The organism is Streptomyces sp. NBC_01216 (genome assembly GCF_035994945.1).
Taxonomy (GTDB): Bacteria; Actinomycetota; Actinomycetes; order Streptomycetales; family Streptomycetaceae; genus Streptomyces.
This window is the reverse complement of record NZ_CP108680.1, coordinates 45695-60267: the sequence shown is the minus strand read 5'-3', so window position 1 is coordinate 60267 and position 14573 is coordinate 45695. Positions and strand designations below refer to the sequence as shown.

General features: G+C 71.5%; 8 protein-coding genes. 5 read left to right on the top strand and 3 right to left on the bottom strand.

Going from position 1 to position 14573, the window contains the following annotated elements; genetic code table 11:
• Nucleotides 1-6: 6 nt before the first annotated feature.
• Both OG393_RS35180 and OG393_RS35175 read right to left on the bottom strand, forming a co-directional pair.
• Nucleotides 7-1350, bottom strand: a complete 1344-nt coding sequence (locus tag OG393_RS35180) for an extracellular solute-binding protein (RefSeq protein ID WP_327379132.1) — start codon at nt 1348-1350, stop codon at nt 7-9.
• An 83-nt stretch (nt 1351-1433) separates the two neighbouring features.
• Nucleotides 1434-3656 carry a molybdopterin-dependent oxidoreductase gene (locus OG393_RS35175; RefSeq protein WP_327379131.1) on the bottom strand — a complete coding sequence of 741 codons (2223 nt, stop codon included), beginning with the start codon at nt 3654-3656 and terminating at the stop codon, nt 1434-1436.
• Between the two features lie 302 nt (nt 3657-3958).
• Here OG393_RS35175 and OG393_RS35170 point away from each other — a divergent pair, with 302 nt between their 5' ends.
• The 5 genes from OG393_RS35170 (at nt 3959) to OG393_RS35150 (ending at nt 12649) form a co-directional block, all read left to right on the top strand.
• Nucleotides 3959-5197 (top strand): acyl-CoA dehydrogenase family protein, encoded by a 1239-nt coding sequence (locus OG393_RS35170; protein ID WP_327379130.1) that lies wholly within the window; start codon nt 3959-3961, stop codon nt 5195-5197.
• Nucleotides 5198-5391: 194 nt separating this feature from the next.
• Nucleotides 5392-6816 carry an NAD(P)/FAD-dependent oxidoreductase gene (locus OG393_RS35165; protein ID WP_327379172.1) on the top strand — a complete coding sequence of 475 codons (1425 nt, stop codon included), beginning with the start codon at nt 5392-5394 and terminating at the stop codon, nt 6814-6816.
• Nucleotides 6817-6848: 32 nt separating this feature from the next.
• Entirely contained in the window at nt 6849-9515 is a 2667-nt protein-coding gene (locus OG393_RS35160) for an AMP-binding protein (protein ID WP_327379129.1), read from the top strand.
• 72 nt (nt 9516-9587) lie between these two features.
• Nucleotides 9588-11213 (top strand): tyrosine 2,3-aminomutase, encoded by a 1626-nt coding sequence (cmdF, locus tag OG393_RS35155; protein WP_442817458.1) that lies wholly within the window; start codon nt 9588-9590, stop codon nt 11211-11213.
• A gap of 95 nt (nt 11214-11308) precedes the next feature.
• Complete coding sequence (locus OG393_RS35150; protein WP_327379128.1) at nt 11309-12649, top strand: condensation domain-containing protein; 1341 nt, start codon at nt 11309-11311, stop codon at nt 12647-12649.
• A 102-nt stretch (nt 12650-12751) separates the two neighbouring features.
• On the opposite strand, the gene OG393_RS35145 is transcribed toward OG393_RS35150, so the two are convergent.
• Nucleotides 12752-14338, bottom strand: a complete 1587-nt coding sequence (locus OG393_RS35145) for a 4-hydroxyphenylacetate 3-hydroxylase family protein (protein WP_327379127.1) — start codon at nt 14336-14338, stop codon at nt 12752-12754.
• Nucleotides 14339-14573 lie beyond the last annotated feature (235 nt).

The following is a 14573-nucleotide window of genomic DNA, read 5'->3' as shown; positions in this document are numbered from 1 at the left end:
CGGCCGTCAGATGCGGACGGTGAGGCAGTCGGGGGTCTTCGGCCCGGTGCCGAGCGCGTAGGCGTTATACGCGTCGAGGTGGGCCTGGGCGTCGGTGGTGGCCCGGGAGAGCCGGGCGTCCGGGTCGGCGCCTTCGGTGAGGATCTCCTCCATCGCCTCCATGAACACGATCTGCACCGCGTGGAAGGCGCCCAGCACGGCGCCGTGTGCCTCGGGCGGGCCGGTGCGCAGTTCGAGCTGCTCGCTGGTGGCGCGGTGGTGCGGGTGCTCGTCGAACCAGCCTTCCTCTTCCAGCAGGGCGATGCACCCGTACGTAGCCGGGGCGGAGCCGCTGGCCCGGTGCCAGGCCGCGGCGGCGCGGGGGCTGTTCAGGTACTGCATGAACGCCAGTGCCCCGTCGCGGGTGGCCTCGTCGAGCCCGTCGGCGAGCCACAGCGAGTCCCCGCCGATCCAGTTGCCCGCGCAGGGCAGGGCGCCGTTGCGGGGCAGGACTCCGACCTCGATGTCGAAGCCGGAAGCCGCTGCCGCGCGCACCATGTAGTTGGCGTCGAAGGAGGAGCTGAACCGCAGGGCCACCTCCTGGGCGGCGAATGCCTTGAAGGTGCCGGCCCAGTCCTCCAGCACGCCGGTGTGCAGGTAGTGGCCGGACCGGTGTAGGTCGCGCCACCATTGCACGTAGGCGTTGACCGCGTCGGACGCCAGGTCGACCCGGGTGGCCCGGCCGTGTCGTCCGTTGCCCGCGTCGGCGAGCAGGGCACCCTGCTGGGCGACGGCGTGCTGGAGGAACTTGCCGTCCACGGGCCAGGCGATGCCGTGTCCGGGTCCGTCCGCGAGTCGGCCGACGGCCTCGCACGCGGCCGTGGTCTCCTCCCAGGTGCGTGGGGCGGCGTCGACGCCGGCCCGGCGCAGCACGCTGGTGTTGGCGTACAGGAGCATCGTCGAGAGGGTCAGCGGCATCGTCGCGAAGTCTCCGTCGACGGTGTAGTACTCGCGCACGCCCGGCAGGAAGTCACCGAGGACGACCGGCTCGCCGAGGATCTCGGTGCGGCCTGCGACGACCTTCTCCACGGACACGAAGAGCGGGCTGCCGTCCTGGTTCCGTGCGTCGCGGGCCAGCTGCGAGGCTCCGGCGTAGTAGGTGGCGATGGCGGGGGCGCGGCCCTCGGACGCCGCTCGCGCGATCGCGTCGGGAAGTTCCTCGTAGGAGAAGCCCCGGAGGTCGATCCGGTAGCCGGGGTGGGCCTTCTCGAACTCCCGGGCGCGTTCCCTGATCGGTTCCAGGAAGTCGGGGAACGGGAATTCGGACAGCCATGCCTCGATGACGACGGCGTCATCCGGGGCGGGGTGCATGGGGCCTCCAGTCGGGGGTTCGGTGCGGAACACGGGGCGGCCTCGGAACCCTGTCGGGTGGCCTGCGGCCGGCCGGAGGGCTCTCAGGCAGTGACGACCGGGAGCAGGGGCCTCGGGGCGTCGGTCGCGTCGGGTGCCGGTGCGGGGGTGAGCGTCACCGGTGCGCCGTTGAAGACGGCGTTGCCGGAGAGCGCGTCGATCACGGAGTCGTCGGTGAGGGCGTTGGCGTTCACGCCCGGGTGCTGCGCGGCGGTGTGCTGGGCGGATCCGGCGTGTCCCCATCCGTGGGGCAGGCTGACGACGCCCGGCATGATGCGGTCGTTGGGCTCGATGGGCACGACCAGGTCGCCGGTGGCGGAGACGACCCGTGCGTGGGTGTCCAGTCCCAGCCGGGCCACGTCGTCCGGGTGGATGTGGAGCGTGCACTGGTTGGTTCCGCCCATCAGTGACGGCACGTTGTGCAGCCAGCTGTTGTTGGAGCGTAGCTGGCGTCGGCCGATGAGGAGGGTGGGCGGGGTCGGCGTGGCCAGACGTGCGCGCAGCCGGCCGATCTCCTGGCCCAGTTCGGCGGGGGCGAGCCGGACGAGCCCGGACTCCGTGCTGAGCACTTCGTTCAGCCGGGGTTCGAGGGGTCCGAGGTCGATCCCGTGGGGGTGCTTGCGCAGTTCGGCGAGGGAGAGTCCGTACGGGCCGAGGCGGAGCATGGCATCGAGCATCAGCTCGGGGCCGCTGTCACCGTCGAGAAGGGCGCGGGCCTCGGCGATCTCCATGCCCTCGAAGGGCGAGCCGGGGATCTGCACTCCGGCGCCGAGGAGTTCGCCGAGCACCATCTCGTCGACGCCGGCGGGGTCGGCGTCGGCGCCCTGGCCGGCGGCGATCAGACAGAGCCGGGCCATGATCTCGGCCTCGGACAGCTGACCGGGTTCGAGTGGGAGGACCGGCGGCGAGAAGCGGGTGTAGTTGCGCACGGTGACGGTGAGCAGCAGCAGGTCGTAGTGCGGCATCTGCATCATGCGCGGCGGGGGCAGGATCACATGGGCCCGCCGGGTGGTCTCGTTCAGGTACGGGTCGACGCAGACCATGAAGTCCAGGTCGTCGAGGGCTTGTCCGAGGCGGGGGCCGTTGGGCGCGGACAGGACGAGGTTCCCCGCGACACAGACGAGCGCCTTGACCTGTCCTTCTCCGGGGGTCTCCATCTCGTCGGCGAGGGTCGCGACGGGCAGTTCCCCGAGGGCCTCGGGCAGTCCCCTGACCCGGCTGTGCCAGCGGCCGGAGGTGAAGGGTCGCGGTCCCCAGGGCACTTCGAGGGTGGCGGGGCGGGTGAACATGACGCCGCCGGGCCGGTCGAGGTTGCCGGTGAGGGTGTTGAGGACGTCCACCAGGTACTGGGTGAGGGTGCCGAAGTCGGCGGTGCTGGTGCCCATGCGGGTGTAGACGGCTGCGGTGGGCGCGGCGGCCAGTTCGCGGGCGAGGCGGACGATGGTCTCGCCGGGTACGCCGGTGGCGGCGGACACCGCGTCGGGGGTGAAGGGGGCGGCGTGCGCCCGCAGCTCCTCGATGCCCTCGGTCTCGACGCGAACGGTGGTGAGGTTCTCCGCGAGCAGGGTGTGGACCAGGGCGAACAGCAGCAGGGCATCGGTGCCGGGGCGGACGAAGACGTGCTCGTCGGCGAGGTCGGCCGTGCGGGTGCGGCGCGGGTCGACGACGACGATACGGCCGCCGCGGTTCCGGATGGCCTTCAGCCGGCCGGGGAAGTCCGGGGCGGCGCACAGCGAGCCGTGCGACTCGGCCGGGTTGGCTCCGATGATCAGCAGGTGGTCGGTGCGGTCCAGGTCGGGCACGGAGATCGCCATGGCGTTGCCGAACATCAGCCCGCACGAGACGTGCTTGGGCATCTGGTCGATGGTGCCCGCGCTGTAGAGGTTGGTGGTGCCCAGGGACTGGGAGAGCGGGCCCCGGTAGAAGATGCCGCCCATGGTGTGGAAGGTGGGGTTGCCGAAGTAGGCGGCCACGGCTTGGCGGCCGTGGCGTTCGACGACGCCCGTCAGGCCCTCCTCGACGGCTCGGAACGCCTCGTCCCAGGTGGCCTCGCGCCACTGGTCGCCGGTGCGGATCATCGGCACGCGCAGCCGGTCGGGGTCCTCGTCGATCCGACCCAGGCTGGCGCCCTTGGGGCAGACGTAGCCGCGCGAGAACGGGTCGTCCTTGTCTCCTCGGACGTCGGTGACCCGGTCGTCGGCGTCAAGCTCGATCCGCAGTCCGCAGACGGCGTCACAGACGGGGCATGTGCGGTGCGCGGTTCTCAACGGGACTCCAGGTCGTCGGGGTGGCGGGTCCGTCGCGCCGGCGCGACGGACCGGGCCGTCCGACGATCGCACCGCCCCGGCGCGCGCCGCATCTTCCCGTGTGCGGTCCTGTCCCGCCGTCGGCGCGCCATGGCGTTCCGGGGGGTCTCGAAGGCGCTGCGCAATCAAGGAGATGCCGCGTCGGCGGGCGGGTGCGACGCTGCGAGCCATGGCCGTGGGCCAGGGTCGTCACGCGGCACCGCAGGGGCGGGTGCCCTGTCCCGTGGGGCGGCTTCATCCAAGGCGAAGGAAACCGCGAAGCAATGACAGTCACCGCCGCGAGTGCTCCCGAACGGACCGCCGTCCCGGTGCCCGAGATCGGACTGACCCCGGACGAGGTCGTGGCAAGGGCCGAGGAGCTGGCCCGGGGCCTGATCAGCCGTCAGGCCGAGACGGAGCAGCGCGGCTTCTACGCCGAGGACACCCACGAGGCGTTCCGCAGGGCGGGCTTCTACCGGATCCTCGTGCCGCGACGCTACGGCGGATACGAGTTCGGCGTCGAGACGTTCATGCGCGTGGTCGTCGCGCTGTCCCGGGGCTGCCCTTCGACGGGGTGGATGTACTGCCTGGGCGCGGCACACGCGCACGCGGTGGCGACGCTGTTCGACGAGCGGGCGCAGGCGGAGGTCTTCGCCGGCGGCGACTTCCTGTGCCCCTCCACGGTGGCCCCGAACGGCACGGGCCGGCGCATGCCGGACGGCCGGTGGCAGATCGAGGGCACCTGGCGCTACTGCTCCGGGTCTCCGTACGCCACGCACTTCCTCGGCCACACGCTCGTGGACGACGGCGAGGGTGTGCGCCCGCTGCTGTTCATCGCTCCGCGCGAGACGTTCACCCGGCTGGACGACTGGGGTGCGCAGCTCGGTCTGCGGGGCAGCGGCTCGCACGGTCTGCGGATCGAGGCCGGGGTGATCCCGGACCACTTCACCCTGGACACCCACCTGAGTCAGGTGAACGTGGCCGACGGGACCCCGGGTCGCGCGCTGCACGGCAATCCGATGTACGGCGGCGGGCCACTGAGTTTCATGATCCTGGAGGACGCGGCGCTCGCGGTCGGCATGGCCAAGGGGGCTCTCGACGCGTACGAGGAGCTGATGCGGTCGCGGCAGACGCTGTTCCCGCCTGTCGTGACCCGTTTCGAGGATCCCGATTTCCAGTACTGGTACGGCGAGGCCGCGGGCCTGGTGCACTCCGCGGAGGCCGGGTTGCTGGGCGCGATCCGGATGTGGGACGAGATCGCGGCCCGGAAGGACGTCACTCCCGAGCAGGAGCTGCGGGTCGCCACGGTCTGCCGTGAGGCGGTGCGGATGAGCTGGCGGGCGGTCGAGGGCTATCTCTTCCCGACCGCCGGTTCCAGCGCCGTCCGCAACGGCGAGCGCATGGAGCGGATCTGGCGCGACATGTCCATGCAGCAGAGCCATGCCGGTATCGCGGTCTTCCTGTTCACCGCGGCCAACCGTGAACTCGCCCGTGCTCGTTTCGGCGCCACCGGCGGCCTCTGAGCGCCGGGCCGCCGGGGCCGCACGGCGCGGCGACCGGGGCAGCACACCAGGAGATGCGCCGCGGTGAGCCGGGGCGCGACGATCGGCTCCTCTGGAGCCGATCACCTGATTGCAGACCAGACCCAGCTTTCCACCCCATTCCGGGAAATTTCGAGGAGGTATCCGTGTCGGGCGACAAGACCGGTACTCGCGCGGTGGTACTCGGCGGAAGCATCGCCGGCCTGTTCGCGGCCAGAGTGCTCGCCGATGCCTATGACGACGTGCTCATTGTGGACCGCGACGTCCTGGTCGGGGTGGAGGGGCCGCGCAAGCACTGCCCCCAGAGCCGACACATCAACGGCCTGCTGGCTCGCGGCCAGCTCGCCATGGAGGAGATGTACCCCGGTATCACCGAGGAGATCTTCGCGGACGGCGTTCCCACCGGTGACCTCGCCGGGCACGTGCGCTGGTACTTCAACGGCAAGCGCCTGAAGCCCGAGGTCGCGGGTCTGACCTGTGTGGCGGCGAGCCGTCCCATGCTGGAGAAGCACATCCGCCGGCGCACGGCGGCGCTGCCGGCCGTCTCCTTCCGTGAACAGCACGACATCCTGGGTCTGGTGACGACCGCGGACCGCAGCCGGGTCACCGGCGTCCGCGTCCAGAGCCTGGCCGGGAAGAAGGGCGGCGAGGAGGTCGTCGAGGCCGACCTCGTGGTCGACGCGACCGGCCGTGGCTCGCGTACCCCGGTGTGGCTGGAGGAGCTCGGCTACCCGCGCGTGACCGAGGAGCGCAAGAAGATCGGTCTCGGCTACGTAACCCAGCACTACAAGCTGCTGGAGGACCCGTACGACGGAGACCTGTCCATCAACCCGGTGGCTTCGCCCTCGCTGCCCCGCGGGGCCATCTTCACCAAGACCGACGGCGACCGCGTGGAGCTGACCACGTACGGCCTGCTCGGCGACCACCCGCCCACCGACCAGGAGGGCCTGTACGCCTGGGTGAAGTCGCTGGCGGTCCCGGACATCCACGAGGCGCTCCAGCACGCCGTGCCGCTGGACGAGCCGGTCGCCTTCCGCTTCCCGACGACGCTGCGCCGCCACTACGAGGACTTGGACCGCTTCCCGCTGGGCCTGCTGGTCACCGGCGACGCCGTCACCACCTTCAACCCGGTCTACGCCCAGGGCATGACGGCCGCCGCGCTCGGCGCCCTGACGCTGCGGGACCACCTGCACAGCGGTGCTACCCCGATCCCCGCGCAGTACTTCCGCGATCTCGCCCGCGATGTCATCGACCCGCCGTGGGAGATGACCAACGCCGTCGACCTGACCTTCCCGGGGGTCCAGGGCGAGCGCACCAAGGAGGTCAAGATGGCGCAGACCTTCCTGAAGCTGGTCCAGACGGCGGCCGTCCACGACGGCAAGGTCACCGCCGCGTACATGCGCGGTGCGGGTCTGGTCGACAAGCCCGACGCGATGATGCGTCCGGCGTTCATCGCCCGTGTGCTGTGGAACGTGGTGCGCGCGGCGGTCGCGGACCGGCTCGGCGGCAAGGACGCCACCGCGCATCGCCCGGCGGCGGCCACGTCGGCGCCCAAGGCGTCCTCCCCGTCCCGCGACGACGAGCTCGTCTCGTCGAACTGAGCCGTGCGCGGCCGGTGACGAAGGGAGTGGGTGTGACCGAGACGGCTCAGCTGATCCGGGCGTACGCCGTGACCGGCGACCTCGATGTGCCGGCGCTGCGTGTCGCCTGGCGCGCGGTCGCCGGGAGGTACCACGTCCAGGACGGCGACGCCGCGGGGCAGGACGGGGGCGCCCGCTGGTTCACGTGGCTCGGTGAGGTCACGGACCCCGGTCCGTGGCAGGCTGCCGAGCGTCTGTGGGCCGATCCCGCGCTCCTCGCCTTTCCCGCGGGACAAGGCCCGGCGGCGCACCTGGTGGTGGCGCGTCCCGCTGCCGGGGGGCACCTCCTGCTGCTGGCCGTGAACCGGTCGTTCGCCGCCGGGGGCCATCGGCTCGCCTCCCTGGTCGAGGACCTGGGGGCCGCGTACTCGGCGACGGCCGGGACCGAGGAGGATCCGGCTCTCGCCGTCTTCGAGCGGGGTACCGGCCCGTCCGGGGCCGTCGAAGCCCTGGCTTCGGCCGTGGGCGCGCTCCCGAGCGACGTCCTGCTGGCCGCCTACTGCTGCCTGATCGCACGTCACCGCGACACCAGGCGACCGGTCGTGGCCGTGCGGGGCACGGACGGCGACCGGACCGCGGTCGGCGTGGATCTGTCCGGCGACCCGTCCTTCCGCGAACTGGTGGGACGGATCGCGGTACCGGCTCACACACCGGAACCGGAGACCTCCGCGGACGCCGCGTTCGTCGTGGAGGGCCCGGCCGAACCCGTGCTGCGGCTGGCCGGCGCGCGGGTGCGCCGGCTGCGGGCCGGCGGGGCCCTGCCCGACACGGACCTCACCCTCACGGTGCGCGACGGCGCACCCCGCTCCACGGCCTTCCTGGAGTACCGAACCGTTCCCTTCGACGCGTCGGCCGCCCGCGGTCTGCTCGGCCAGCTCCGCACCCTGCTGGACGCGGCGCTGGCCGACCCCGGGGCGCAGGTGTCCGCGCTCCCGCTGGAGACCTCCGGGGAACTCCGGGCGGCTGTGGCCGAGGCCGACCTGACCGGGGCCGGAGCGGGAAGCGGGCGGCCCGTGCATGAGCGGGTCCGTGCCGCGGCCTTCGCCTCGCCCGGTACCCCGGCGGTGGACGGCCCCCACGGCGCTGTCGGCTATGGCGAGTTGTGCGCCCGAGCCGAGCGGATCACGGACGCGCTGCGCGCTGCCGGGGTCGGAGAGGGCAAGTCGGTGGCGCTGCGGCTGCCGAACGGCCCCGACCAGGCCGCGGCGCTGCTCGGCGTCCTCGGCGCCGGAGCCCACGCGGTGGGCCTGGCCGCCCGGGACTCCGGGGAGCGGGTCAAGGCGGTACTCGCCGGGCTGCGTCCGCACTGTCTGGTGGTGGCCGGGGAGCAGGCGGCCACCGCGCCGCTGACGACCTGGTACCGCGTCGAACTGAGCGGCCGGGTCCTCGACCTCGATTCCCTCGCCCTGCCGGAGGCCGATGCCCCGCCGATCTCGGCGGACGCGCTTCCGGCGGACCCGCCGACCGGCCCGGACTCCCCCGCCCGGGCCCTGCCCGGCGCGGGCGGCGCCTGCACGCCGCCCGCGCCGGGCCTCTCCACGGCGACCGCGGACCGGTGGGCGTACATCGCCTACACGTCCGGCTCGACCGGGGCGCCCAAGGGCATTCCGCAGACTCACCGGACCTTCGCCCAGTTCGTCGACTGGTTCACCGGGGCCTTCGGCATCGGGCCCGGGTCCCGCGTGGCGCAGTGGGCCCAGCCCGGTTACGACGCCGCGCTGGTCGAGCTGTTCGCGGCGCTGACCACGGGCGCCACGCTCTGCCCGGTCCCGGACCGGCTCCGGGCCCACCCGGAGAGGCTGGCCGGCTGGCTGGAGTCGGAGCGGATCACGCACTTCCAGACAGTGCCGAGCTTCGCCCGCGAACTGCTCGCCGCGCTCGGCACCTCGGGGGCGTCTCTCCCCTCGCTGAGCCATTTCCTGCTTGCCGGCGAGGCATTGCACGGGGAGCTCGCCGACACCCTGCGCGCCGCACTGCCTGGTGCCCGGCTGGTCAACCTGTACGGCGCCACCGAGACCGTGCTGGCAACCTGGCACGAGGTCGGCGGGCCGTCCGGCGCCGGAACCGTCCCGGTCGGACGTCCGGTGCCGGGCCGTCAGGTGGTCGTCCTCGACGAGCACGACCGGCCCTGCCCCACGGGGGTCACCGGCCGCATCGTGGTGTGCGGTCCGTACGTCACCCCCGGCTACGTCGGCGCCGACCGGCCCGACGAGACGTTCCGCCCCGTGGCCGGGCCCGCCGGGTCCGGACTCGTCGGCGGGGGCTGCTACCGCGGCGGGGACCTGGGACGCAGGCGCTGGGACGGACTGCTGGAGTTCCGGGGCCGGTCGGACTCGCTGGTCAAGATCCTCGGCGCCCGTGTGGAACTCACCGACATCGAGGCCGCGCTCGCCACCGATCCCTCGGTGGCCACGTGTGCCGTCGTCGCCCGGACAGCCGCGGACGGGCTGGTGGAACGGCTGGTGGCGTACGTGGTGCCGCGTGGCGGCCCGTCCGACGCGCCGGCCGACGACTCGGCCGCCTGGCGTTCGACGCTGCGCGGCTGGTTCGGCCGGGCCCTGCCAGCGGTGTCGTTCGTGACGCTCGCGCGCCTGCCCCACAACACCGGCGGAAAGGTCGACCGTCGTGCGCTGGCGAACCTCGCGGCAGCCCCGCGATGAGCGCCCTCCGGCGCCCGCCGCGCGCCGGCTTCCTACCTGTATACGTATCCAATCCATGATGGGGTGAATGTCGTGACCATGCTCGAAACCGACTTCTCGGTCGACTCCGACGGGTCGAGCGTCAGCTTCGACGGCGAGAACCTCGACATCCCGGCGGTACGCCGGGTCGCCGAGGACCTCGCCCAGGTCGCCGTGGCTCCCGAGGCCCTGGCCAAGGCCGCGCGGAGCCGCGCGCAGTTCGAGAAGATCATCCACGACGGCGCCCCCGTCTACGGCGTCACCACCGGCTACGGCGAGATGATCTACATGCTCGTCGACCCGTCCAAGGAGGTGGAGCTCCAGACCAACCTGGTGCGCAGCCACAGCTCCGGGGTGGGCCCGGTCTTCGCCCAGGACGAGGCCCGTGCCGTCGTCGCCGCCCGCCTCAACGCCCTCTCCAAGGGCTACTCGGCGGTCCGGCCCGAGCTCCTCGAGCGCCTGGCCCTCTACCTCAACCTGGGCATCACCCCCGCCATCCCGGAGATCGGCTCGCTGGGCGCCAGCGGCGACCTCGCCCCGCTCTCGCACATCGCGAGCACGCTGATCGGCGAGGGGTACGTCCTCCAGGACGGCAAGCGGGTGCCGACGGGGCAGGTGCTGCGCGAGAAGGGCATCGAGCCGCTGCAGCTCCGCTTCAAGGAGGGCCTCGCCCTCATCAACGGCACCTCGGCCATGACCGGCCTCGGCTCCCTCGTCGTGGGCCGCGCCCTGGACCAGGTGCGCCAGGCGGAGATCGGCACCGCGCTCGTCCTGGAGGTGCTGCGCGGATCGACCAGCCCGTTCCAGGCCGAGGGCCACGACATCGCACGCCCGCACCAGGGCCAGATCGACACCGCGGCCAACATGCGCGCACTGCTGGCCGGCAGCGGCCTGGTCCTCGACCACGCGGAGCTGCGCCACCAGGCCGAGGAGCAGCGCGGTGGCGGCGACGTCTCGCGTACGGAGGTCTACCTCCAGAAGGCGTACACGCTGCGCGCCATCCCTCAGGTGGTCGGTGCCGTCCGCGACACCCTCTACCACGCCGTGGACAAGCTCCAGACCGAGCTGAACTCCTCCAACGACAACCCGCTCTTCTTCGACGGCAAGGAGGTGTTCCACGGCGCGAACTTCCACGGCCAGCCGATCGCCTTCGCGATGGACTTCGTCGTCCTGGCCCTCACCCAGCTCGGCGTCTTCTCCGAGCGCCGGACCAACCGCCTGCTCAACCGACACCTCAGCGACGGCCTGCCGGAGTTCCTCGTCGCCGGAGAGCCGGGGCTCAACAGCGGTTTCGCCGGTGCCCAGTACCCGGCGACCGCGCTGGTCGCCGAGAACCGCACCATCGGCCCCGCCTCCACGCAGTCCGTCCCGTCCAACGGAGACAACCAGGACGTGGTCAGCATGGGCCTGATCGCCGCCCGCAACGCCCGGCGCGTGCTGTCCAACAACACCCGCATCCTCGCCGTCGAGTTCCTGGCCGCCGCCCAGGCCGTCGACCTGTCCGGCCGGCTCGACAAGCTCAGCCCGACCGGCCGCGCGACCTACGACAAGATCCGTTCGCTGGTCCCGACCCTCGACCGCGACCGGTACATGTCCGACGACATCGAGCTGGTGGCCGCCGCGCTCTCTCGCGGCGAGTTCCTCGAAGCCGCCGCGCAGACCGACACCGTGCTGGTCTGAGGCCGGCCCTTCGACCCGACCCCTTCCGGCGGGGCCGCCCCCGTGGCGCCCCGCCGGAAGTGACGCCCGACCCCCACGAGACCTGGGACGAACCGATGAGTATTCCGCTCTCCTTCAACCAAGAGTTCCTGTGCATGTTCGACCAGGGTGACGAGGAGGGCCCCTTCGGGCCCCTCTACAACATCGTCGGCGGCTGGCGGCTCACCGGAAAGATCGACACGGCAGCGCTTCAGGAGGCGCTGAACGACGTCGTGGCCCGCCACGAGGCGCTGCGCACCACCGTCGTGCGCACCCCGGGCGAGCAGCGCCAGGAGATCCTGCCGCCCTCCGCGGTGTCCCTGACCGTCCGGGACATCCCCGAGCCGGACCCGGCGGTTCGCGACCGCCGGGCCGAGGAGCTGCTGATCGAGCTGGAGGGCGGGCGGTACGGCGTCACCGAGCTGCCGCTGCTGCGCGCGGTGGTGGGACGGTTCGACGAGGAGGACGCGGTCCTGATCCTGGTGGTGCACCACACGGCGGCCGACGAGGTCTCCATGCAGCTCATCATCCGCGACCTCGGAGTGCTGTACGCCCGGCGTCGCGGGCAGGAGACCGCGGAGCTGCCGGCGGCGACCCCGTTCCGCGACTTCGCCGCCTGGGAGCGGGAGCGCTACGCCCCGACCGCCGAGGTGAAGGCCCGCGCCTACTGGCGCGAGCAGCTCGAGGGGGCCACCATCACCGGTGTTCCGAGCGACCACCTGAAGTCCGCCGGCGTTCCGAAGACGACGTCCGTGCACCGCTTCACGGTCGACGCGGAGCTGACCTCCGCGGCGCTCGCGGTGGCGAAGGAGACCCGCAGTTCGGCCTTCATGGTGCTGCTCGCGGCGTACAAGGTCTTCCTCAACGAGCGGTTCGGCGCCACCGATGTGGCCGTACCGACGATGGCCTCCGGCCGTGGCCCGGCCCGGTTCCAGAACACCGTCGGCGCGTTCTTCAACTTCGTCCCGCTGCGCACCGACCTGTCCGGCGCGGCGACCTTCCGCGAGGTGGTGCTGCGCACCCGCGCCACCTGCCTGAAGGCGTACGGGAACTTCCTGCCGTTCGGCCAGGTGGTGGCCGAGGCGCCCGCCTCGGCAGCCTCGTTCGCCGCGGACGATCTCGGGGTGGTGGCCTTCCAGGTGTTCCAGTTCCCGGCACTGGAGGGTGTGGAGGCCGGTGACCTGCGGATATCCGAGATCCGCCGCCGGATGCTGTCACAGGACGTGTCCACCGACATCCCGGACGGCGTGATGTTCCAGCTGGACATCGACCCCCTGTCCGGGGAGATGCTCGGCCATCTGGGCTTCAACACCAACCTGTTCCACGAGGCGACGATGCGGGAGTTCGCCGCCGGTTTCGTCCGGGTCCTGACCCGCACGATCACGACGCCCGACACCCCGCTGGAACTGGCTTCCTGACCTCTCGGAACCGGTCCCCCGTCCGCCCGCGTTCCCTCCGGGGAGCGCGGGCGGAACCGTGTCCGCTCGGAGGCTGTCGGGTGGCCTCCGACCGACAGGCTCTCAGCCGTCCGCCAGGGAACCGCGGACCCGGGCGCGCAGCTCGTCGAACGAGGCGAGATCCGGCACCGTCCAGCCGTCCAGGTCGTACTCGGACAGACACTCGTCCACGAATGCCTTGTAGCCGTCGACGTGGCCCGAGGTCATCTGGGAGAAGAGCAGCTCCACCCGGGAGTTCTCGTGGTTGCCGGCGTAGTTGCGCTCGTACAGCTCGTGCCGGCCGCCGAACTCGGTGCCGACCGCGTCCCACAGGAGCTTCATCACCTTGACGCGGTCCACGGCCTCCACTCCGCCCGATCCGCGCAGGAACTTGTCGAGGTACGGCCGCACCTCGGGGTTCTTGAAGTCCTCGGCGCCGGAGTTGACGTAGATCAGGCCGCTGGCGACGTCCTGCTGCACGATCTCCTTGATCCGCGGGTAGCCGATCTGCATGAACCAGCGGTATGCCATCCCGTACTGCGGATTGGGCAGCAGCGCCCCGTTCTTCCACTCGACGGGGTTGCGGGCGGCGGCGTCGGACAGGCCCCAGAAGAGGTTGCGCCAGGCGAGGACCTCGCCGACGCGGCTCTGGACCCCGCGGAAGTCCTTGGTACCGGTGATCTCCAGGGCCTTGATCAGCAGGCCGGCGATGAACTCCAGTTTGACGGCGAGGCGCGTGCAGCCGTGGAAGGTGAAGCGCTCGACGAAGCCGGACCGGCCGGGGAACATCTGCACCTTGCCCAGGTGGCCGTAAACGAAGACGTTCTCCCAAGGGATCAGGACCTTGTCGAGGACGAGGATGGTGTCGTTCTCGTCCAGCCGCGACGACAAGGGGTAGTCGAACGGGCTGCCCATGGCCGCGGCGGTCGCGGTGTAGGAGGGGCGGCAGATCAGCTTCATGCCCGGCGCGTCCATGGGAACGGTGGCGACCAGGGCGAACTCCCGCTTCTTGACCGGCAGGCCGAAGTGGGCGATGAAGTTGTAGTGGGACAGGGCGGAGCCGGTGGCGACCACCTTGGCCCCGCTGACCACGAGACCCGCGTCCGTCTCCTTCTCGACGTGGATGAAGACGTCCTCGACCTCGTCCGGCGCCCGGTCACGGTCGACCGGCGGGTGGACGATGGCGTGGTTCCAGAAGAGGACCTTCTCCTGCGACTCCCGGTACCAACGACGGGCGTTCTCCTCGTACGGGGCGTAGTAGTCGGCGTTGGCGCCGAGCGTGCCCAGGAACGACGCCTTGTAGTCGGGGCTGCGCCCCATCCATCCGTAGCCCATCCGAGCCCACGCCGCGATGGCCTTCTGGTCGGCGACCAGGTCCTCGACGCTGCGCGGGGTGGTGAAGAAGCTGTGGGTGTACCCGTCGCTTCCGGTGTCGGTCGGTTTCGTGAGGATTCCACGCTGGGCCGGGTCGTGCAGAGCGTCGTACATCCGCGCCGTCATGCGGATCGGATTTCTGAATGCGGGATGGGTGGTCACATCCTTGACCCGCTCGCCGTAGAGGTATATCTCCCGGCCGTCCCGCAGACTCTCGATGTATTCATCACCCGTCAGCGGGCGGGTTTTACGCCGCCCTTCGGCGGGGCCGGCGGGGATATCCTGACGATCGGTCATCGGATTTCTTCCCTCTTCCACGAGGCGCTTTCGAAGACATGCTGCGCGCCTTATGGTCGCAGCCTGGCCCTGGTCAGGGCTTCTTCCAGGATGCGGCTTCAGACGTCACCCAGGCTCTCGTCACCGATCGCGCAATCCTGAAGATGCAGGCCGTCCCAAGCGGCTGGAAGGGTCGTCTCCACGTATCGCGGACGACCAATTTCCGGCGTCCGGAGATGGGACGTCTTTTGGAGGA

What these genes read in the sequence shown, in the direction of transcription:
- OG393_RS35180 (WP_327379132.1), bottom strand. Translation starts at nt 1,350, where the DNA reads ATGCACCCCGCCCCGGATGACGCCGTCGTCATCGAGGCATGGCTGTCC.
- OG393_RS35170 (WP_327379130.1), top strand. Translation starts at nt 3,959, where the DNA reads ATGACAGTCACCGCCGCGAGTGCTCCCGAACGGACCGCCGTCCCGGTG.
- OG393_RS35150 (WP_327379128.1), top strand. Translation starts at nt 11,309, where the DNA reads ATGAGTATTCCGCTCTCCTTCAACCAAGAGTTCCTGTGCATGTTCGAC.
- OG393_RS35145 (WP_327379127.1), bottom strand. Translation starts at nt 14,338, where the DNA reads ATGACCGATCGTCAGGATATCCCCGCCGGCCCCGCCGAAGGGCGGCGT.